Origin of the sequence: Streptomyces sp. SID13666 (assembly GCF_010548325.1) — a bacterium.
GTDB classification, from domain to species: Bacteria; Actinomycetota; Actinomycetes; order Streptomycetales; family Streptomycetaceae; genus Actinacidiphila; species Actinacidiphila fildesensis.
In genome coordinates this window covers 1-18,303 of record NZ_JAAGLX010000017.1, presented here as the reverse complement: position 1 = coordinate 18,303, position 18,303 = coordinate 1, and the positions used below count along the sequence as shown (strand labels likewise).

Genomic DNA, 18,303 nt, shown 5'->3' with positions numbered 1-18,303 from the left:
GTCCGGCGCTTGAGGACCGGGGCCCGGGGCGGAGCCCCGGCTACAGCCGCTGGATGATCGTGCCCGTCGCCAGCGCACCGCCCGCGCACATCGTGATCAGCGCGAACTCCTTGTCCGTGCGCTCCAGCTCGTGCAACGCCGTCACGATCAGCCGCGCCCCCGTCGACCCCACCGGATGACCGAGGGCTATCGCGCCGCCGTTGACGTTGACCTTCTCCAGGTCCTGGTCGAAGACCTGCGCCCAGGACAGCACGACGGATGCGAACGCCTCGTTGATCTCGATGAGATCGATGTCCTTGAGCGTCATCCCGGCCTTGCCGAGCACCGCGCGGGTCGCGTCGACCGGGCCGTCCAGGTGGTAGTGCGGGTCGGAGCCGACGAGTGCCTGGGCGACGATCCTGGCGCGCGGGCGGAGCTTGAGCGCCCGCGCCATGCGCTTGGAGGCCCACATGACGGCCGCGGCGCCGTCGGAGATCTGCGAGGAGTTGCCCGCGGTGTGCACGGCGGTCGGCATGACCGGCTTCAGCTTGGCCAGGCCCTCCATGGTGGTGTCCCGCATGCCCTGGTCGCGGTCGACCAGCCGCCACATGCCCTGACCGGCCTGCTGCTCCTCCTCGTTGGTGGGGACCTGTACCGCGAACGTCTCGCGCTTGTACCGCTCCTCCGCCCAGGCCCGGGCGGCCCGCTCCTGCGAGATGAGGCCGAGCCGGTCGACGTCCTCCCGGGTCAGCCCGCGCCGCCGGGCGATCCGCTCGGCGGCCTCGAACTGGTTGGGCAGATCGACGTTCCACTCGTCGGGGAACGGTTTGCCCGGCCCGTGCTTGGAACCGCTGCCGAGCGGCACCCGGGACATCGCCTCCACCCCGCAGCCGATGCCGATGTCGATCACTCCGGCGGCCACCATGTTCGCGACCATGTGGTTGGCCTGTTGCGAGGAACCGCACTGACAGTCCACGGTGGTCGCGGCGGTCTCATACGGAAGTCCCATGGCGAGCCAGGCGTTGCGTGCGGGGTTCATCGACTGCTCGCCGGCGTGGGTGACGGTGCCGCCGACGACCTGTTCGACGGCGTCCGGCTGGATCCCGGTCCTGCCGAGCAGTTCGCGGTACGTCTCACCCAGCAGGTAGGCGGGGTGCAGATTGGCGAGCGCGCCTCCGCGCTTGCCGATGGGCGTGCGTACAGCTTCGACGATGACGGGTTCAGCGGCCATGAATCTCGTCCTCTCCTCGACCGGTCGGCGTCCCGGCGCCTCCGGCAGAACTAGAACGCGTACTAGTTCTGTCTGCAGTCTTATTACCCATGGAGCGCGGCGCGCAAGACTCGTGCACGAGCCTCCATCCACCCGCACTCAATCCACACGGTCATTCCCCTTGCCACTTGTAGAACTGGTTACTACCTTCGAGCCATATCTGATGGACCGTCAGACATGGAGTGGCCGATGCCCTGCCCCGCCCTTCCCGAAGGCTTCGACTTCACCGACCCGGACGTGTACGAGCAGCGGGTACCGCTCCCCGAACTCGCGCAACTGCGCGAGACCGCCCCGGTGTGGTGGAACGAACAGCCCCTCAACGCCGCCGGGTTCGAGGACGAGGGGTACTGGGTCGTCACCCGGCACGCCGACGTCAAAGAGGTCTCGCTCAACCCCGACGTCTACTCGTCGTTCCTCAACACCGCGGTCATCCGCTTCAACGAGCACATCACCCGCGAACAGATCGAGATGCAGCGGCTGATCATGCTCAACATGGATCCGCCCGAGCTGACCCGCGTCCGGCAGATCGTCCAGCGGGGCTTCACCCCGCGCGCGATCCGCCAGATGGAACAGACCCTCCGCGACCGCGCCCACCGCATCGTCGCCGAGGCGCGCGGCCGGCGGACGGGCAACTTCGTCACCGAGGTCGCGTCCGAACTCCCGCTGCAGGCCATCGCCGAGCTGATCGGCATCCCGCAGGACGACCGGACCAAGATCTTCGACTGGTCGAACAAGATGATCGCCTACGACGACCCCGAGCTGGCCATCACCGAGGAGGTGGGCGCCGAGTCGGCCATGGAGCTGATCTCGTACGCCATGAACCTCGCCGCCGCCCGCAAGGAGTGTCCGGTCAAGGACATCGTCAGCCAGCTCGTCGCCGCCGAGGACGAAGGCAACCTCAGCACGGACGAGTTCGGCTTCTTCGTCCTCGTGCTGTCCGTCGCCGGGAACGAGACGACGCGCAACGCCATCACCCACGGCATGCACGCCTTCCTCACCCATCCCGAGCAGTGGGAGCTCTACAAGGAGACGCGGCCGAGCACCGCCGCCGAGGAGATCGTCCGCTGGGCGACCCCCGTCACGTCCTTCCAGCGCACCGCCACCCGGGACACCGTGCTGGGCGGCCAGGAGATCAAGAAGGGCCAGCGCGTCGGCATGTTCTACGCCTCCGCCAACCACGACCCCGAGGTCTTCGACCACCCCGAGCGCTTCGACATCACCCGCGAACCCAATCTGCACCTGGGGTTCGGCGGCGGCGGCCCGCATTACTGCATGGGCAAGAACCTGGCGATCATGGAGATCGACCTCATGTTCAACGCCATCGCCGACGCGATGCCCGACATCAAGCTGGTCGGCGACCCCCGCCGGCTCCGCTCCGCCTGGATCAACGGCGTCAAGGAGATGCAGGTCAGCTACGAGGGCTGAGCCGGCCGGCGCATACGGCAGGATGAGGCCATGAGCATCGTGAAGATCAATGCCCTGACCGTTTCGGCGGAGATGCGCGAGACGCTGGAGAAGCGGTTCGCGGCGCGTGCCGGCTCCGTCGAGAACTCCGACGGCTTCGAGTGGTTCGAGCTGCTGCGCCCGGTCGAAGGCACCGACCAGTACCTCGTGTACACGCGCTGGCGCAGCGAGGAGGACTTCAAGAACTGGATGTCCACCTCGATGCGCGGTCCCGGCGCGCACGGCGGTGGTGCGGGCACGGGCGAGGGCGGAGCCGAGCGGCCCAAACCGGCCGCTTCGGACTCCGCCCTGTGGTCGTTCGAGGTCGTCCAGCAGACGGCCCCCAAGAGCTGACCACGCGTTTCCCGGCCGCGCTCCCCGGCCTTGACGGCTGGGGAGCGTCCTTCGTTCCGCCGGCCGAGCGTCAGTCCGTCGGCCGTACCAACTGCGAGGGGTCGTCGAGCCAGGCGCTCTCGCCCTCCTGCGTGACGGTGAGCCCGAACCGTGTGTGCTCGGGGCCGCCCTGCGCCACCCACCACCGGTATGCCGCTTCCGTTTCGTCCCACAGCCGGCGCGGACCCGACTGCCAGACGCGCGCCTCTTTCTCCGCGTCCCGGAACATGACGCACGCCCAGGATCTGTCGCTCAGCCCGTAGAACCAGACGGGCCGCGCGCCGTCACGCTTGTCGGCCACGGCCTGCGAGCAGTCGGGCACGCGAAGGCCGAGGGCGAACCGGGCGGCGGTATATCGACCGGTGACGAACTCGGCTTCAGTGATCGTCGTACTGGACGTGTCGGCGTCATTCATCGAGCCCGTGGCGAGGTAGTCGTCGTGGTCAGGGCGGGACAACCGCTGAGCTCGGAGCTTCATGAATTCCACGGGGCGCGTGAAGTTCCCCATCGCCTTGCCGTCCTTCACCACCAGACGGACCACGGCATCCGCGTTGGAGAAGTGCGTCCCCCACGGGGCGACGACGAGTCCGCCCGGACGGGTCTGCTCGATCCAGGCACCAGGGATCTCCCGGAGTCCGACGGTAGCCAGAATGCGGTCGTACGGGCCCTGCTCCGCGCATCCGGCGAACCCATCGCCCATGACCACCACCGGGTACAGACCTGCTGCGCACAGCCGTTCACGGGCACGTGCGGACACGACGCGGTCCACCTCGATCGTGGTGACGTTCTCACCGCGAAGACGGTGCGTCAGTGCACCGGCCGTCTCGCCCGTGCCGGTGCCCACGTCGAGCGCCTTCATGCCCGCGTCCAGGTCCAGGTCCAGGAGCATCTCGTAGACGACAGAGGGCATGGACGAGGAACTGCTGGATACATCGCCTGGCGCCGTGCCGGTGTGCTTCCCGTCATCCCACTGGGTCACGATGGGAATGTCGCTGTCCGCCGCGGCGTACCAGGCGCCGGGGTCCGTTCTGCGGTCCACGCAGACGCTGGTCCCCCGCTCCATGTCGAACGGCCACATCAGATCCGGCAGGAACGCGGCCCGGTCCACCGCCGCGAAGGTCGGCGCCCAGTCCGACGTCATCGATTGCGTCTCCAGGAGGACGCGCCCCAGCTCCTTGCGGCTGGGGCGGTCCACCTGCGCGGAGTTGAGCGTCACCTCTTGTGCTTCCCATCGCCGGGCGGGGTTCCCCCGTCAGGGCTGGGCGGGTCCTTCGGCGGGGTCCAGGGGGTACCCGGGTGCTTGTCCTTGTCATCGTCCCCGCCCCAGGTGGGGGCGGTGGCCCACAGACTCGTCATGCGTCGCTCCTTCGTTCGCTCTGCCGGTGCAAATGCTCCAGTCCCTTGGCCAGTTCGCTGATTCCGGTTCCGGCCTGCTGGTCCTGCGCCGTGAGTACGAAGTTATGGCTACACAGAGAGACGCAACAGACACGTAGCGTGGTGCTTCTCCGGCGGATCGACGGGAAGTGCCACACCGCGTAGTAGTTACCCGGTTACGCCCAGGTGAGCGGCCATGTCCCGCATGTCTGTGGTCAGCGTCCGCTTTCGGTGCGACAGGATGTCCTCCATGATGTACCGCGCCATGGACTGATGCTTCAACCACTCCGGCGAGCTGCGGAGGATCGCGTTGAGCTCATCCATCGCGTCCTGATGTGATCCCAGCTTCGCGTGGGCCCTCGCGACGTCGAGTCGGTGTCGGTCCCAGTTGTTCGCACTCGGCCGGCCGAACCGCTTCAGCGCCTTTGCTCCCACGGGGCCTTCGTCAGCCCGGCGGAGCACCCCTCGGGCGTCCCCGATCAGGGAGAGGTCCTCAATCGCCTTCGCCTCGGCGGTCACCGGCCCGAAGGTGGTCCAATGCTCCCGGAAGTCGACGTGCTCGACATCCAGCGCGCTCGCAGCTGTCGCGGTCATGCGCCGCGCTTCCTTGGCCACATCCGGGCGGTTGTTGCGCATCGCGGCCGAGGCGACGCGCTGGAGCAGCTCACCCCACACCGCCAACTCACCTGGTGTCGCACTGGAGATCCGCGGTTCGATCTCCTCAGCCGTGACGGTCGCCAAGCGCTCGGCTTCGTCGAACCGGTCCTGGCGCAGGAGCAGCCAGCCCATGCCTACGACGCCTGTAGCGGCAATCAGCGTCTGTCCGGCCTCCCTGGCGTCCCTGATGCCCTGGGAGAGTGCGTGATAGGCCATGTCGTACCGCCGTACCTGCGTCAGGTACTTGCCGGCGAGCAGGAAGGAGCTCGCGCGCAGGACGATGGCCCGCCGGCGGGCCTCCTCGTCCTCGGCGAGCACGACCGCGGCCTCGGCGGAACGCAGGATGGCGGGCAGTTTCTTGGCAACCGAGTCATAGCGGTCCGCCTGGTAAAGGCTGTGCGAGTCGTCGATGTCTCGCTGGATGGTCGCGAGGTTGGGGGTCCGATCAGGTGCGGTGAGCACTTCCGACAGCCCGATGGGCGGCATGAGCGCTCGGCGCAGCTCCATCAGCTTCGGGCCGTCGCCCGGGTTCGCACGAACAGGCTCCGGCGACCCGGTGGCGAAGAGGCTGGACGTAGTGGTGCCCAGCGCCCTCGCGAGCAGGTGAATGGTCTCGACCTGGACGTTGCCGCCCTGCTCGACCTTGCGCACCACACCCACCGACAGACCGGCCGCTTCGCCGAGTTGCTCCTGGCTCATGCCCGTCCGGCGGCGATGGGTGCGCACGTTCTCTCGCAGCGATGACATCGAATCACCTCCCGTTCAGCGTACGCCGCTTGACCGAAGGCGAAGAGCCCCTCCGGGGTGATCCGGAGGGGCTCCAAGGGTGAAGCCCGCGCCAACGAGGCCCCGCGTCCCAGCTGCTCTCGCAGCTGTGCGCCCGGCTGCTCGGTCGGCCGCTTCAGATGCTGAGGAGCTGCTGCGTCAGATCGCGGTAGTGCGTCAGCGCCACGCGCAGTTCCTCCGTGTCGGCCTTGGCGTCGTCGTTCTGCCAGGTCGACCGGAGGGTCCGGCGGCGCTCCGCGAGCTTCTCGGTGAGCTGCCGGGCGACCTGCTCGAGGACGGCGTCGGCCTCCTCGACGGACTTGCGCGGCTCGTCCACGAACGTGCCCATCGCATGCTGCAAGCGCTCCTCCAGCCCGTCACCGGCGCCCGCGGGCCCGCTGTGGCGGGCGCCGTGGGTCTCGGCGGTACGGAGTCCGGAGCCCTCGCCTGCGCGTGCGGCGTCGCTCGTACGCGTCGCGTCGGTGGTGCGCGAGGCGTCGGTCGTACGCGGGGCCTCGGTCGTACGGGTGGGTTCGGTCGTACGCGTGGGTTCGGTTACCCGCTTGGCCTCGCTCGTACGGGGGGCCTCGCTCGTGCGTGCCGCGGTGGCCTCGTCCTTGCGCGGATCGGCCATGCGCGGCGGGCGCGGCGGCTCGTCGGGGCTCTGGGCGGGGTTCCGGTCTGCGTTCCGGTCTGCGTTCCGGTCGGCGTTCCGGTCGGGTACGGCGCTCTCGCGGGTCTGGTCCTGGCCTTCGTTCATCGTCCCTGCACTCCTGACACTTCGTTGATGACTCACGACTCACGACTCATGGCTCATGGCTCATGGCTCATGGCAGGGGCTGACGGCCCCGGTCCTGCGGTGCGGTGGATACCGGCGGTGGTCCGTCAGTTCTGCCGGCGGCCGAGCACTCCGAGGCGCGATCCGCTGCCGTGCGGCTTCACCGCGGCCGGCTCGTCGGGGCGGTCGGGGTCCGCGTCGCGGTTCGACGGCGCGCGGTTCGTGTCGGCCCGGACGAGCTCCTCGAACATCGCGCGGGCCCGGACGAGCGCCTCCCGCATCTCCTCGGTGGAGGTGCCGTCGTCGCCGCCCCGCCGCCCGGCGATCTCATGGGCGTCGCGGTAGCCCTGCAGATGACGGGCGTGGTGCACGGACAGCGCGTCGAAGTGCTCGCCGGACTTCGCGTCCGGGAAGCCGCGGTCGCGGACCAGGTCCCCGATCAGCGTGTCGGCCTCGCCGAGCGCCTTCGCGGGCGAGTCGATGAAGTGCTCCTGCACGGCGGCCCAGCGGGCCGTGTACTCCTCGCGGGCCTGCGTCGGCAGCGGACGGGTGGTGATGTCCCCGTGCCGGCTCAGCCGTTCGGAGAGCTCCTTCTCGGTGGCCTTGGTGTCGCCGTCATGGCGGCGCAGGACCCGGTCGTACTCGGGCCCGAAGCGGCGGTGCAGGCTCCTGCCTCCCATCCCTCCCGGCCGGAGCAGCACGGTCGTGAGAGCGGCGGCCAGAACGATGACGACCACGACGATGGCGATGATCACGCCAGTGGACATGGGAATGCCTCCCGTTTCTGCGGGTCTTCTACGGGTCGACGGACAGGGTGTGCTTCGTTGCCGGCTCATCGATCGGCTTGCCCGAAAGTGGGTGCTCAAACGTCGAACACCCGCCCGGCGAGGGCCGGGCGGGCGTCGGGGCCCGGGGGCCGGGAGCGTCAGGCCGTGGCGCCGCCGGTCGCCGGGCGCCCCTTCTCCAGGCGGTCGGTGTCGCCGCCGCACAGGTCGCCGCTGAGCTTCGTCAGCAGCGCCGCGAGCTCCGCGTGCCGCTCCGGGTCCCAGTCGCCGAGCAGCTCGCCGAGGACGGTCCGCCGGGCCACGCCGAGTTGCGCGGCCATCGCCCGGCCGCTGTCGGTGAGGACCAGCGGATTGCCGTCCCGGACGGCCAGTCCGCGGGTCTCGACCTCGACGGCCGCCTCCTCGATGACGTCGGCGGGCACGGTGGTGCGCCGGGCCAGCTCCACCGGGTCGGTCTCGCCGCCCTTGGCCATCCGCAACAGCAGCCAGCTGGACGCCGGATGGATGTCGAGGTCGGCCAGCTTGGTGATCCGCACATACAGGTCGCGGCGCGCCTCCCGGCTGCCGAGCACCGACAGCCCGCGGGCGATCTCCTCGATCGAGGACCGTTCCACCGGGTTGGTGCCCAGGGTCTCGCTGGCGTCCGGCACCGTCACGGAACCGCGCAGCGGCTGTTCCTTGAGGAACCAGGCCAGCACGAACGCGATCAGGGTGACCGGCACCGCCCACAGGAACACGGTGGTGATCGACTCGGAGTACGCGTGCACCACCGGCCCGTGGATCGCGGCCGGCAGGGACTCCACGGCGCGCGGGTCGGAGGAGATCAGCGACGGGTCGAAGCCGGGCGGCAGCGGCGTGTTCGCGACCAGGACCTCGATCTTGCTGTTGAGCTGGTTGGCGAAGACCGTGCCGAAGATCGAGACGCCGAAGGAGGCGCCGATGGAACGGAAGAACGTCGCGCCGGAGGTGGCGGCGCCCAGGTCCTCGTAGCCGACGGAGTTCTGCACGGCCAGGATCAGCACCTGCATGACCAGGCCCAGGCCGAGGCCGAAGATCAGGAAGTACAGGCTCATCACCCAGGTGCTGGTGAACTCGTCGAGCTGGTGCAGCAGCAGGAGGCCGATGGCCGTGATCCCGGTGCCGAGGATCGGGAAGATCTTGTAGTGACCGGTGCGGCTGACGATCTGCCCGGAGCCGGTGGAGGACACCAGCAGGCCGATCACCATCGGGATCATGTGCACACCGGACAGCGTCGGTGAGAAGCCGTGGACGACCTGCAGGAACGTCGGCAGGTACGTCATCGCGCCGAACATCGCGAAGCCGATGACGAAGGAGATCACCGAGACGAGCCAGAACGTGCGGATCCGGAACAGCCGCAGCGGAAGCACCGGTTCCACCGCACGGCGCTCGACGACGATGAACACGGCCACCAGGACCAGGCCGAGCACCGTCAGCCCGATGATCTTCGGCGAGCTCCAGGGCCAGGTCGTGCCGCCGAGCGAGGTCACCAGCACCAGGCTGGTCGCGGCGGCGGCGACCAGCGCCATGCCCAGATAGTCGATGCGGTGCGTGGTGCGGCGTACCGGAATGTGCAGCACGGCCGCGATGACGGCCAGCGCGACGACGCCGATCGGCAGGTTGATGTAGAACACCCAGCGCCAGGAGAGCTGCTCGGTGAACACCCCGCCCAGCAGCGGCCCGAGGACGCTGCTCGCGCCGAACACCGCACCGAACACGCCCTGGTAGCGGCCCCGCTCGCGGGGCGGCACGATGTCGCCGACGATCGCCATCGACAGCACCATCAGACCGCCGCCGCCCAGGCCCTGGAGGGCGCGGAAGGCGATCAGCTGCGGCATGTTCTGCGAGATACCGCACAGCGCGGAGCCGATCAGGAAGATCACGATGACGGTCTGGAAGAGTTTCTTCCGGCCGTACATGTCGCCGAGCTTGCCCCATAGCGGGGTGGCGGCCGTCGAGGCGAGCAGATACGCGGTGACGACCCAGGACAGGTGCTCGATCCCGCCCAGGTCACTGACGATGGTCGGCAGGGCGGTGGACACGATCGTCTGGTCCAGCGCGGCCAGCAGCATGCCGAGGGCGAGGGCGCTGATCGCGATGCGCACCGATCGCCGGTCCTGGATCTCGCCGGGGGCGGTCGGCGGTCCGGTCGGGGCCGTGGTCTCCTGCGCCATGCCGTGCTCCTCGCGTCGCGCCGCTTGATCGCGAATCAATATTCACACTATTCGCTCCGGTTTCGCGCTCTATGGACCCCCGGTCGTGCTGGACAGACCTGGGCACGGCATGCCCGCGGCGGCATAATCACTGCGTCTTGAGGTATCCGAGGACCGTTTGTGGGAGGGGAGCCCAGTGGCGCCGGAGGGCGAAGAGGGAGCGGAGCCGGGTGTGGCCACGGCCGCGGCCCGGTCGGCCGAACGGCAGATCGCGCTCGCGGCGACGGAAGGCTTCCACCCGCTGCGCGTTCGGCCATACGTGGCGGAGCCGGGCACCGGGCCCGCCGAGTCGACGGTCAAGCCGCTGATCGGGACGGCCGCGTACCGCCCGGCCGCCACCGACGTGGGGATGTTCCCGGCCACCTACGACGGCTTCGAATACCCGGCGGACGATGCTCTCGCATACCCGGCCGAGGACGGTCCCGGACATCCGGCAGACCTGTCCGCTGCGGGCCCCCATGAGTCAGGGCTGCTGCTGGACCGCACCGGCCACTCCGACTGGAGCGACGCCGAGGGCCCGGGTCAGCACCGCGGCGGCCGGCGCCGCCGCCCCCGCCGCCGCAGACGGGGCCTGGTCGTCGCGGCTGCCACCGTGGCCGCCACGGCGATGGCCGCCGGCGCGGTCGCCGTCGCCAACCAGCTGCTGAGCACGCCCGACCGGCCGGAGCGGGCCCTGCCCGACAACAGCAGCAGCGTCCCCGACGTCGTCCTGCCCACCAGCGACGCGATGGCCGCCGTGGCACCGACCGCCGCCCACGGGAAGGCGCCCACGGCCTCGCCGACGGCGACCCACCGTGCCCCGTCCAATCCGGTGACGACTCCACCGGCCACCGTCGCCCCGGTGTCGGCGACCCCGTCCGCGCCCCCTTCCCCGGTGGGCGACCCGGTGGTGCCCGGCCCCGACGCGACCCCGAGCAGCACTCCCGCTCCCACGAACCACCCGACGCTCGCGACGCCGGCGCTGCACATGGGTGACACCGGCACCCAGGTCAGGGACCTCCAGCAGCGGCTGCGCCGCGCCTACGTCTACATGGGCAGCGCGGACGGCGTCTTCGACACGGGGGTCAGGGACGCCGTCGCGACGTTCCAGTTCTGGATGGGGATCACCAGCGATCCCGAGGGTGTCTACGGCCCGGCGACCCGGACCGCACTGGAGGGACAGACCTCCTGGTAGCCGCGTCTGCGAGGATCGTGCCGTGGCGATGGAGGAATTCGGGCCCGGTCAGTTCCAACTCGTCCTGCTGCGGCGGATGGCGGACCACCGGCCCGAGCTGGTCGAGGAGGCGCTCCGTACGCTCGGCGCGTCCCGCGCGGAGCTGCGGGAGGCGAACCGCCGCTGGCAGGCGCGGCTGCACGGGCGGCACTCCCCGGGCGGTGAACGCCGCTACCGTGCCGTGCTCGGGCCGCCCGAGAGCACGATCGTCCGCCGGATCGGGGATCTGAGCTGCGAGGCCCTGCTGTGGCCCGTACCGCTCTGGCCCGAGCTGCGCTTCGAGGTGCTGTGCGCGCCCGGCGGCGGCGCGGTGTGGAACGAGTGGCTCATCCGCGCCCCGGGCGCCCCGGCCCCGGTCCTGGAGAGTCCCGACGACCTCGTCCCGTGGTCCTGCACCGTCGACGAGGTCGCCCGTGCCTTCCGGCCCGCGACACCCCTGGAAGGCAGCGCCCCCACCCGCTGGCGACTCGCCTTCGGCGATCCCTCGGCCGGCACCCGCCGCATCGCCCACTTCACCTGGGGCCTGCTCCAGTACGTCGAGGAGGCGTAGGCCATCGTTCCGGGCCTCCAGCGGCAAGGAACGGGGGCCGCTGGCCAACCGGGGCCTTGTTTTGTATCGTAGAGAAACAAAGTGGCTCCGCCCGTTTCCCCTGACCGGCGGGCGGGGCCACTGAGTACTTCTAAGGAGTCCGTATGCCGTCCACGCCGTCCGTCCTGACCGCCCGAGCGCTGCTCCTCGACATGGACGGCACCCTGGTGAACTCCGACGCCGTGGTCGAGCGCTGCTGGCGCCGCTGGGCCGAGGCGCAGGGACTGGACGCGCAGGCGGTGCTGCAGGTCGTGCACGGACGGCAGGGCCACGCCACCATGGCGGTGCTGCTGCCGGACCGCCCGATGGCGGAGAACCTCGCCGACAACCGGCGGATGCTCGCCGAGGAGACCGCCGACCTCGACGGTGTCGTGCCCGTCCCGGGCGCGCCCGCCTTCCTGGCGTCGCTCGCCGGCCGGCCGCACGCCCTGGTGACGTCCGCCGACGAGGCACTGGCCCGCGCGAGGATGGGCGCCGCCGCGCTGCCGATGCCGGAGGTCATGGTGACCGCGGAGCGGGTGAGCGCGAGCAAGCCGGACCCGGAGGGCTTCCTGAAGGGCGCCGCGGAGCTGGGCTTCGCCCCCGAGGACTGCATCGTGTTCGAGGACGCCGAGGTCGGCATCGCCGCGGCGAAGGCCGCCGGGATGCGTGTCATCGGCGTGGGCCCGCGCGCCGCCCTCCACGCGCCCACCGCGCACGTCGACTCGCTGGAGCAGGTGCGGGTGGAGGCCACCGCGGACGGCGGCCTCCTGGTCCACATCGGCTGAGCGCCGCCCACCCGTCCCGCTAGCCCGCGATCGCCTCGTAGAGGCTGAACACGGCGAGCAGCACCATCACGGCGGCGGCGACCTTCGTGATCAGCGCCAGCGGCACCCGCTTCATCAGCAGCCGCCCGCCGAAGATCCCCAGCCCGGCGACCGCCCACAGCGCGAGAACGGCGCCGAGGCCGACGGCCACCGGATCGTCGTAGCGGGCGGCGAGGTTGGCGGTCATGATCTGCGTCAGATCGCCGAACTCGGCGACCAGGATGAGCATGAAGCCGGTGCCCGCGACCTTCCAGAAGCTCTGGTCGGCGGGTTCGCGGACGCCCTCCTCGTCATCGTCCTTCTTGAACAGCAGCATGGCCGCGCCCGCGAGGAAGAGCAGGCCGACGACGCCCTGCACCCAGCGGTGCGGGAGCAGGGTCAGTACGCTGCCCGCCGCGATGGCCAGGCCGACATGGACGACGAAGGCGGCGGCGACACCGCAGAAGACGTACGAGGCGCGGTAGCGGGTGCCGAGCATGAGGCCGGCGAGCGCGGTCTTGTCGGGCAGTTCTGCCAGGAAGACGACGCCGAAGACGATGGCGGCGACGGTGAAGCTGAACACGGGGCGGGATCCTCATCGGTCGGGCTGCCGCACCGAGAGCGCCGGGAAAAGGGGTCGCTTCGGCTCGACAGCGTCCATGGAAAACGCTGCGGCCGAAGGTCTCGCTGGCCCGGTGGGAAACCCACCGTGCCTCCGGGCGCCGGCTCAGGATCTGAGCAGTATGTCGACGGTCCGGCGAAGAGCTACTCCCCTTCTGCGCCACCTATTCTACGCGACGGGTCAGCCGGCCCCTGGCCACCAGCTCCAGGACCGACGAGACCGCGACCGCCTGCACCACCAGCAGCGCGACCAGCACGAAGAGCTGAACGGCCCCCGCCATCACGGGTGATGCCCCGCCGAGCAGCATGCCGACGAAGGCCCCCGGCAGCGTGACCAGTCCCACAGTCCGCGTCTGGTCGAGCCCCGGCACCAGCGCGCCGGACGCGGCGGGCCTGGCGATCTCCAGCCGGGCGTCCCGGTCCTCGAAGCCCAGCGCCATGGCGGCCTCGACCTCGCCGTTCCGGCTGTGCAGTTCCTCCAGCGCGCGGCGCCCGCCGAGGACCGTCGCGGTGAGCGCGCCCCCGATGAGAATGCCCGCGACGGGGATCAGCGCGATGCCGTCGAGTGGCACGAGGCCGGTCAGCACCAGGAGCGCGACGACCGGCAGCGCGCTCACCCCGATCGGCACGGCCGCCCACCGCCAGCTGCGGTCGTCGGTGATGCGGCGACCCGCCGTCCACACCGCGACCGCGTACATGACGCCGACGAAGGCGAGCAGCGCCGGCAGATAGCGGACGACCCAGCCGATGAGCAGCGAGACGACCGCGAGCTGCAGCGCGGCGCGCAGCCCCGCGACGGCGATCCCGCGTGCGTAGTTCTCCCGCTCGTCCGCGAGATGGGCGTACGCGGCGACCCCGGTGGCCACCACGAGCAGGACGGCCAGCACGACGCCGAGGGTGCGGTCGACGGGCAGCAGTGAGGTGGCGGCGGCGGACGTCAGGGCCGGGAGAGTGGCGCCGGCCGCGGTACCGGCGGAGGACGTGGTGGCGGCGGACACGACGGCGAGCACGGGGTCACTGTAGGCGGGTACGACGGGAACCCAACGGAACTGACGGTGCGCCACCCCTCGACATGACGTGCCCATGTCGCCAACCTGTAACCTGCCGCACCTCGGCAGGCAATCCGGACCCGGCACGCTTACCCGGGCCCGTCACCCTCGCCGGGCCGGGGAGTGTCGTCAAAGTAGCGTCGTCCGCCCGCTAGGGCGGGGCCGGCGGGGTCTGGTGCGTGCGATCGCAAGGCGGAGGAGGGAGTCCATGCGGAGTATCGGCGACCGAGGACAACGCCGCGAGCGTGCGTGCCAGGCCCCGCCGGCCAGACGGGACTGCGACCACACGACCTAGGACACGCCCGCAACCACCCTCACCCCCACAGGGAGTTCGCATGTCCCGGATACGCAATGTCTACGCGCGTCGACGCGTGAGTGTGCTCACCGCGTTCGCCGCCATCGCCGCGGCACTCGGTCTGCTCGTCGCCCCCACCACCGCCCAGGCCGCACCCCCCACGCCGCCGAGCGCCGCGACCGCCCGCACCGAACTGGCCGCACTCACCGTGCAGGCCGAGGGATCGTCCACCGGCTACAGCCGCGACAAGTTCCCGCACTGGATCACCCAGAGCGGCGCCTGCAACACCCGGGAGGTCGTCCTCAAGCGCGACGGGACGGGCGTCGTCCAGGACTCCTCCTGTGCCGCCGTCAGCGGCACCTGGCACTCCCCCTACGACGGCGCCACCTGGACCGCCGCCTCCGACGTCGACATCGACCACATGGTCCCGCTCGCCCAGGCCTGGCGCTCCGGCGCCGCCGGCTGGACCACCGCCCAGCGGCAGGCGTTCGCCAACGACCTGACCCACTCCCAGCTGCTCGCCGTCACCGACAACGTCAACCAGGCCAAGGGCGACAAGGACCCGGCCCAGTGGCTGCCGCCGCTGGCCTCGTACCACTGCACCTACGCCCGTATGTGGGTCTGGGTGAAGTACTCGTACTCCCTGACCGTCGACTCGGCGGAGAAGAGCGCCCTGACCTCCATCCTCAACGGCTGCTGACGGCCTGACGCACAACTCCCGCCTCCCCTCCGTCGTCCGTAGTCTTGGGCGACGGAGGGGAGGCCGGTCACCTTGGCTGAGCTGCGTTTGGGTCCACTGCTGCGGTACGTGGGCGAGGACAGCGCGACCGTCTGGATCGAGGCGGACCGCCCGTGCGAGGCGGTCGTCGCCTGCGAAGGGGACGGCGGCGGGACCGCCAGGACCTGGCAGGTCGCCGGGCACCACTACGCGCTGGTGACCGTCACCGGGCTGCGTCCCGGCGCCGGGACGCCGTACGCCGTGCACCTCGACGGCCGGCAGGTGTGGCCGCTGCCCGGCTCCCCGTTCCCGCCCAGCACCATCCATACCGCCGCGGGCGGCAGCGCCCCGCTGCGGGTGGCCTTCGGCTCCTGCCGCTGGGCGGCGCCCGCGCACCACACCCGCGACCCGGTCGGCCCCGACGCCCTCGACTCCCTCGCCCAGGAGATCGTGCGGGACGGCGCCGCCCGCCCGGACGTGCTGCTCCTGCTGGGTGACCAGGTCTACGCGGACGAGACCTCGGAGGCCACCCGCCGCTGGCTCGCCCGCCGCCGCGACCTCTCCGATCCGCCCTGGGACCAGGTCGCGGACTACGAGGAGTACACCCACCTCTACTACGAATCCTGGCTCGACCCCGAGGTGCGCTGGCTGCTGTCCACCGTCCCCAGCTGCATGATCTTCGACGACCACGATGTGATCGACGACTGGAACACCTCGGAGGCATGGCTCGGACAGATCCGCGGCACACCCTGGTGGCAGGAGCGCATCCTCGGCGGCCTGATGTCGTACTGGGTCCATCAGCACCTGGGCAACCTCTCCCCCGCCGAGCTGGCCGCCGACGAGCTGTTCGCCACGGTGCGCGCCGCCGCCGACGGCACCGAGGCCGTCCGGGCCTTCGCCGCCCGCGCCGACGCCGACGCCGCTTCGGTGCGCTGGAGTTACCGGCGCGACTTCGGACGCGTCCGGCTGCTGATGGTGGACTCCCGGGCCGCCCGCGTCCTGGAGGAGGACCGGCGCTCGATGCTCGACGACGGCGAGTGGCGGTGGGTGCGCGAACAGGCGCTGTCCGACGGCTCGTTCGACCATCTCCTGGTCGGCAGCTCGCTGCCCTGGCTGCTGCCGCACGCCGTGCACGCCGCCGAGGAGTGGGACGCGGCGCTCTGCCGGGGGGTGCGCGGCCCGCGGTGGGCGGAGCGCGGCGAGAAGCTGCGGCAGGCGGCCGACCTGGAGCACTGGGCGGCGTTCCGCACCTCCTTCGACGCGCTCGCCGGCCTCTTCGCCGAGGTGGGCAGCGGGCCGCGGGCGCCCGCGACCATCTGCGTCCTGTCCGGCGATGTGCACCACGCGTACATCGCCGAGGCGCACTGGCCGCGCCCGGTGGGCAGCCGCGTCCTCCAGCTCACCTGCTCGCCGATCCACAACAGCGTCCCCGCGGCGATACGGCTGGGCTTCCGCGTCGGCTGGAGCCGGCCGGGCCGCTGGATCGGCCGCGCCCTCGCCCGGCACGGCCGGCTCCCCGCGTCCGTCATCCGCTGGACGCGCCTGGGCGGCCCCTGGTTCGGCAACCAGCTGATGACCCTGACCCTGCGCGGCCGCCTGCTCGACCTCCGGGTGGCCGGTCCGAAGGGCTCGTTCGAGCCGTCGACACACCGGCGGACATGAGCGGTGCGATCCGTCGTCCGCCGGCGCGCGGCCGGGCGGCGGCGCACACCGCCATCAGCTGGTTCTCCGCCCGCCCCGCAAGCGGTGTCCGGGATATTCCCCACACCGTGTCTACAACATCACGTACCCCTCGCCGGTGCCGGCCACCCCCTCTGGCGTACGCTGTACGGCTGGGAGCGGATGTAGATCCGCCCATACGCCAACAGGCAATATGTCGGACGGGGAGGCACGGTGCTCGAGGGTCTGGGCTCCTTGTTCGACTGGCCATGGATCTACGTACTCGTCGCGCTGTCCGTGCTGCTCGATGTGTTCGTGCCGATCCTGCCCAGCGGGGTGCTGGTGATAAGCGCGGCGACCGCGGGCACCACCGGTGCGGGCGGCGACATGCTCGACGTGGTCGCGCTCCTGGTGTGCGCCGCGATCGCCTCCTGCCTCGGCGACATCGCCGCCTACCGGCTGGCCTGGCGCGGCGGTGACTGGTTCGACCGCCGCATGGCACAGTCCCGCAGGCTCTCCACCGCCCAGGAACGACTGGGAGAGGTGCTGACCAGGGGCGGTGGCTCGCTCGTCGTGCTCGCCCGCTTCGCACCGGCCGGCCGCTCCGTGGTCAGCCTCGGCGCGGGCGTGGCGCACCGCCGGCCCAAGGAGTTCCTGCCCTGGTCGGCCGTGGCCGGTGTGGCCTGGGCGACGTACAGCGTGGGTCTGGGCTACCTCGGCGGTGAGTGGCTGGGCGCGAGCTGGCTCGGCACCTTCATGTCGCTGGTCGCCCTGGTGGGCACCGGCGCGCTGGCCGCGTATGTCTTCCGCCGCGGACGCCGGACCGCGATGGCCGCGGCCCTGACCACCGTGCCGCTGGCGATCCCCCCGCAGCCCGCTGCCGCCACCGACCGCGGCGCGGTCGTCGAAGCGCTGTAGGCCGGCCCCACGCCCCCCGCACCACCCCTGCCCGGCACATCGCGCAGCCCCTGACTTCCGGGGCCCGCCCTGCGCGAGCGCGCGCCGCCCCCGCCGGCCGCCTGGTGATGCTCGACCACCCCGCGGCCGTCGCCGACGCGATCACGTCCGCGGACACGTACCCGAACAAGTAAGGGAACGGAAAAATATCCGAGGTGCGGGGCCGGCCGGGGTCGGTCCGGCAGCACGGATGCCAGGCATCAGTTCGATGCTCGGCGGGAAATTACGCGGCGGACCTGCTAGGCCGCCGAATCCGTCAAAGAAGTGCGGAAATGACGCCCTTCCGGACTCATTCCGATCATCTCCGTGCTCACCCGGACAGAATCGAAACACCGCCCCAGCAAGGGCCAGTTGGCCGCCGCAAAGGCCGCCCGCACCATAACTTGTCATATGCGGACACTGTCCCCATCGGTCATATGTTCCCATTCCCCGGCTCTGGCGTTTTTACGATTCATTCTCACTCGATTCAGCGATAGCCAGCGCGAAGGGTGACGAAAAAGAATGAGGCCGCATACCCCACCCCCTAATGCGAAGGACATACGCATGTCGGTTGATGCGGGCCAGGCCGCCGCTCTCAGCACCCCGGGCGCCCCGGACAACAACTCGGCGCACACCAGCCTTGATACGGCTGCTGCCCGGAATCTGGCGACCACCACCAAGTCCGCACCTCAGATGGCGGGAATCTCCTCCCGCTGGCTGCTGCGCATGCTGCCCTGGGTAGAAGTCACGGCCGGCACCTACC

At 70.7% G+C, this 18,303-nt stretch carries 17 protein-coding genes and 1 pseudogene; 9 read left to right on the top strand and 9 right to left on the bottom strand.

Going from position 1 to position 18,303, the window contains the following annotated elements; translation table 11 throughout:
* Nucleotides 1–40 precede the first annotated feature (40 nt).
* Nucleotides 41–1,210: a steroid 3-ketoacyl-CoA thiolase gene (locus tag G3I60_RS22050; protein ID WP_138357692.1), complete on the bottom strand. Its 1,170-nt coding sequence runs from the start codon at nucleotides 1,208–1,210 to the stop codon at nucleotides 41–43.
* A 228-nt stretch (nucleotides 1,211–1,438) separates the two neighbouring features.
* On the opposite strand from G3I60_RS22050, the gene G3I60_RS22045 reads away from it, so the two are divergent.
* Together G3I60_RS22045 and G3I60_RS22040 are read left to right on the top strand one after the other, a co-directional pair.
* On the top strand, nucleotides 1,439–2,674 hold the full coding sequence (locus tag G3I60_RS22045) for a cytochrome P450 (RefSeq protein WP_164296697.1): 1,236 nt from the start codon (nucleotides 1,439–1,441) through the stop codon (nucleotides 2,672–2,674).
* Between the two features lie 30 nt (nucleotides 2,675–2,704).
* A complete protein-coding gene (locus G3I60_RS22040) occupies nucleotides 2,705–3,046 on the top strand; it encodes an antibiotic biosynthesis monooxygenase (RefSeq protein ID WP_138357694.1) in 342 nt (113 codons plus the stop codon).
* A 70-nt stretch (nucleotides 3,047–3,116) separates the two neighbouring features.
* Here G3I60_RS22040 and G3I60_RS22035 read toward each other — a convergent pair whose 3' ends face one another.
* The 6 genes from G3I60_RS22035 to G3I60_RS22015 all read right to left on the bottom strand — a co-directional run bounded on the left by G3I60_RS22035 (nucleotide 3,117) and on the right by G3I60_RS22015 (nucleotide 9,636).
* Nucleotides 3,117–4,301, bottom strand: coding sequence for a protein-L-isoaspartate(D-aspartate) O-methyltransferase (locus tag G3I60_RS22035; RefSeq protein ID WP_343241696.1), 1,185 nt, complete (start codon nucleotides 4,299–4,301; stop codon nucleotides 3,117–3,119).
* Nucleotides 4,298–4,441, bottom strand: a complete 144-nt coding sequence (locus G3I60_RS44650; RefSeq protein ID WP_187144861.1) for a hypothetical protein — start codon at nucleotides 4,439–4,441, stop codon at nucleotides 4,298–4,300. The genes G3I60_RS22035 and G3I60_RS44650 overlap by 4 nt, the downstream gene beginning before the upstream one ends.
* Nucleotides 4,442–4,627: 186 nt before the next feature.
* On the bottom strand, nucleotides 4,628–5,863 hold the full coding sequence (locus G3I60_RS22030) for a helix-turn-helix domain-containing protein (protein WP_164296695.1): 1,236 nt from the start codon (nucleotides 5,861–5,863) through the stop codon (nucleotides 4,628–4,630).
* Between the two features lie 154 nt (nucleotides 5,864–6,017).
* On the bottom strand, nucleotides 6,018–6,641 hold the full coding sequence (locus tag G3I60_RS22025) for a hypothetical protein (protein WP_164296693.1): 624 nt from the start codon (nucleotides 6,639–6,641) through the stop codon (nucleotides 6,018–6,020).
* A 125-nt stretch (nucleotides 6,642–6,766) separates the two neighbouring features.
* Nucleotides 6,767–7,426, bottom strand: coding sequence for a hypothetical protein (locus G3I60_RS22020; RefSeq protein ID WP_138357697.1), 660 nt, complete (start codon nucleotides 7,424–7,426; stop codon nucleotides 6,767–6,769).
* 158 nt (nucleotides 7,427–7,584) lie between these two features.
* Nucleotides 7,585–9,636 carry an MFS transporter gene (locus G3I60_RS22015; protein WP_138357698.1) on the bottom strand — a complete coding sequence of 684 codons (2,052 nt, stop codon included), beginning with the start codon at nucleotides 9,634–9,636 and terminating at the stop codon, nucleotides 7,585–7,587.
* 211 nt (nucleotides 9,637–9,847) lie between these two features.
* Between G3I60_RS22015 and G3I60_RS46845 the strand changes: the two genes are divergently transcribed.
* From G3I60_RS46845 to G3I60_RS22000, 3 genes are all read left to right on the top strand, one after another.
* Complete coding sequence (locus G3I60_RS46845; RefSeq protein WP_164296691.1) at nucleotides 9,848–10,849, top strand: peptidoglycan-binding domain-containing protein; 1,002 nt, start codon at nucleotides 9,848–9,850, stop codon at nucleotides 10,847–10,849.
* Between the two features lie 28 nt (nucleotides 10,850–10,877).
* Entirely contained in the window at nucleotides 10,878–11,438 is a 561-nt protein-coding gene (locus G3I60_RS22005; protein WP_138357707.1) for a hypothetical protein, read from the top strand.
* A 143-nt stretch (nucleotides 11,439–11,581) separates the two neighbouring features.
* The gene (locus tag G3I60_RS22000; protein WP_164296689.1) at nucleotides 11,582–12,244 is read left to right on the top strand and encodes an HAD-IA family hydrolase; all 663 of its coding nucleotides are present in this window, start codon (nucleotides 11,582–11,584) and stop codon (nucleotides 12,242–12,244) included.
* A 19-nt stretch (nucleotides 12,245–12,263) separates the two neighbouring features.
* Here the strand turns inward: G3I60_RS22000 and G3I60_RS21995 are convergent, their stop codons facing one another.
* Both G3I60_RS21995 and G3I60_RS21990 read right to left on the bottom strand, forming a co-directional pair.
* Nucleotides 12,264–12,845, bottom strand: a complete 582-nt coding sequence (locus G3I60_RS21995; protein ID WP_138357701.1) for a TMEM165/GDT1 family protein — start codon at nucleotides 12,843–12,845, stop codon at nucleotides 12,264–12,266.
* Nucleotides 12,846–13,047: 202 nt separating this feature from the next.
* Complete coding sequence (locus G3I60_RS21990; RefSeq protein ID WP_232485469.1) at nucleotides 13,048–13,800, bottom strand: ABC transporter permease; 753 nt, start codon at nucleotides 13,798–13,800, stop codon at nucleotides 13,048–13,050.
* Nucleotides 13,801–14,276: 476 nt separating this feature from the next.
* Here G3I60_RS21990 and G3I60_RS21985 point away from each other — a divergent pair, with 476 nt between their 5' ends.
* The 4 genes and pseudogenes from G3I60_RS21985 to G3I60_RS21970 all read left to right on the top strand — a co-directional run.
* Nucleotides 14,277–14,927, top strand: coding sequence for an HNH endonuclease family protein (locus G3I60_RS21985; RefSeq protein ID WP_138357708.1), 651 nt, complete (start codon nucleotides 14,277–14,279; stop codon nucleotides 14,925–14,927).
* 72 nt (nucleotides 14,928–14,999) lie between these two features.
* Nucleotides 15,000–16,607, top strand: a complete 1,608-nt coding sequence (locus G3I60_RS21980) for an alkaline phosphatase D family protein (RefSeq protein ID WP_164296687.1) — start codon at nucleotides 15,000–15,002, stop codon at nucleotides 16,605–16,607.
* A gap of 231 nt (nucleotides 16,608–16,838) precedes the next feature.
* Entirely contained in the window at nucleotides 16,839–17,522 is a 684-nt protein-coding gene (locus G3I60_RS21975) for a DedA family protein (protein ID WP_164296685.1), read from the top strand.
* Between the two features lie 582 nt (nucleotides 17,523–18,104).
* A pseudogene (locus G3I60_RS21970) lies at nucleotides 18,105–18,303 on the top strand (Crp/Fnr family transcriptional regulator); the annotation flags it as partial.

Excerpts from the sequence above, each read along its gene's own strand:
- G3I60_RS22050 (WP_138357692.1), bottom strand. The coding sequence starts at position 1,210 with ATGGCCGCTGAACCCGTCATCGTCGAAGCTGTACGCACGCCCATCGGC.
- G3I60_RS22045 (WP_164296697.1), top strand. The coding sequence starts at position 1,439 with ATGCCCTGCCCCGCCCTTCCCGAAGGCTTCGACTTCACCGACCCGGAC.
- G3I60_RS22040 (WP_138357694.1), top strand. The coding sequence starts at position 2,705 with ATGAGCATCGTGAAGATCAATGCCCTGACCGTTTCGGCGGAGATGCGC.
- G3I60_RS44650 (WP_187144861.1), bottom strand. The coding sequence starts at position 4,441 with ATGACGAGTCTGTGGGCCACCGCCCCCACCTGGGGCGGGGACGATGAC.
- G3I60_RS22030 (WP_164296695.1), bottom strand. The coding sequence starts at position 5,863 with ATGTCATCGCTGCGAGAGAACGTGCGCACCCATCGCCGCCGGACGGGC.
- G3I60_RS22025 (WP_164296693.1), bottom strand. The coding sequence starts at position 6,641 with ATGAACGAAGGCCAGGACCAGACCCGCGAGAGCGCCGTACCCGACCGG.
- G3I60_RS22020 (WP_138357697.1), bottom strand. The coding sequence starts at position 7,426 with ATGTCCACTGGCGTGATCATCGCCATCGTCGTGGTCGTCATCGTTCTG.
- G3I60_RS22015 (WP_138357698.1), bottom strand. The coding sequence starts at position 9,636 with ATGGCGCAGGAGACCACGGCCCCGACCGGACCGCCGACCGCCCCCGGC.
- G3I60_RS22005 (WP_138357707.1), top strand. The coding sequence starts at position 10,878 with ATGGAGGAATTCGGGCCCGGTCAGTTCCAACTCGTCCTGCTGCGGCGG.
- G3I60_RS22000 (WP_164296689.1), top strand. The coding sequence starts at position 11,582 with ATGCCGTCCACGCCGTCCGTCCTGACCGCCCGAGCGCTGCTCCTCGAC.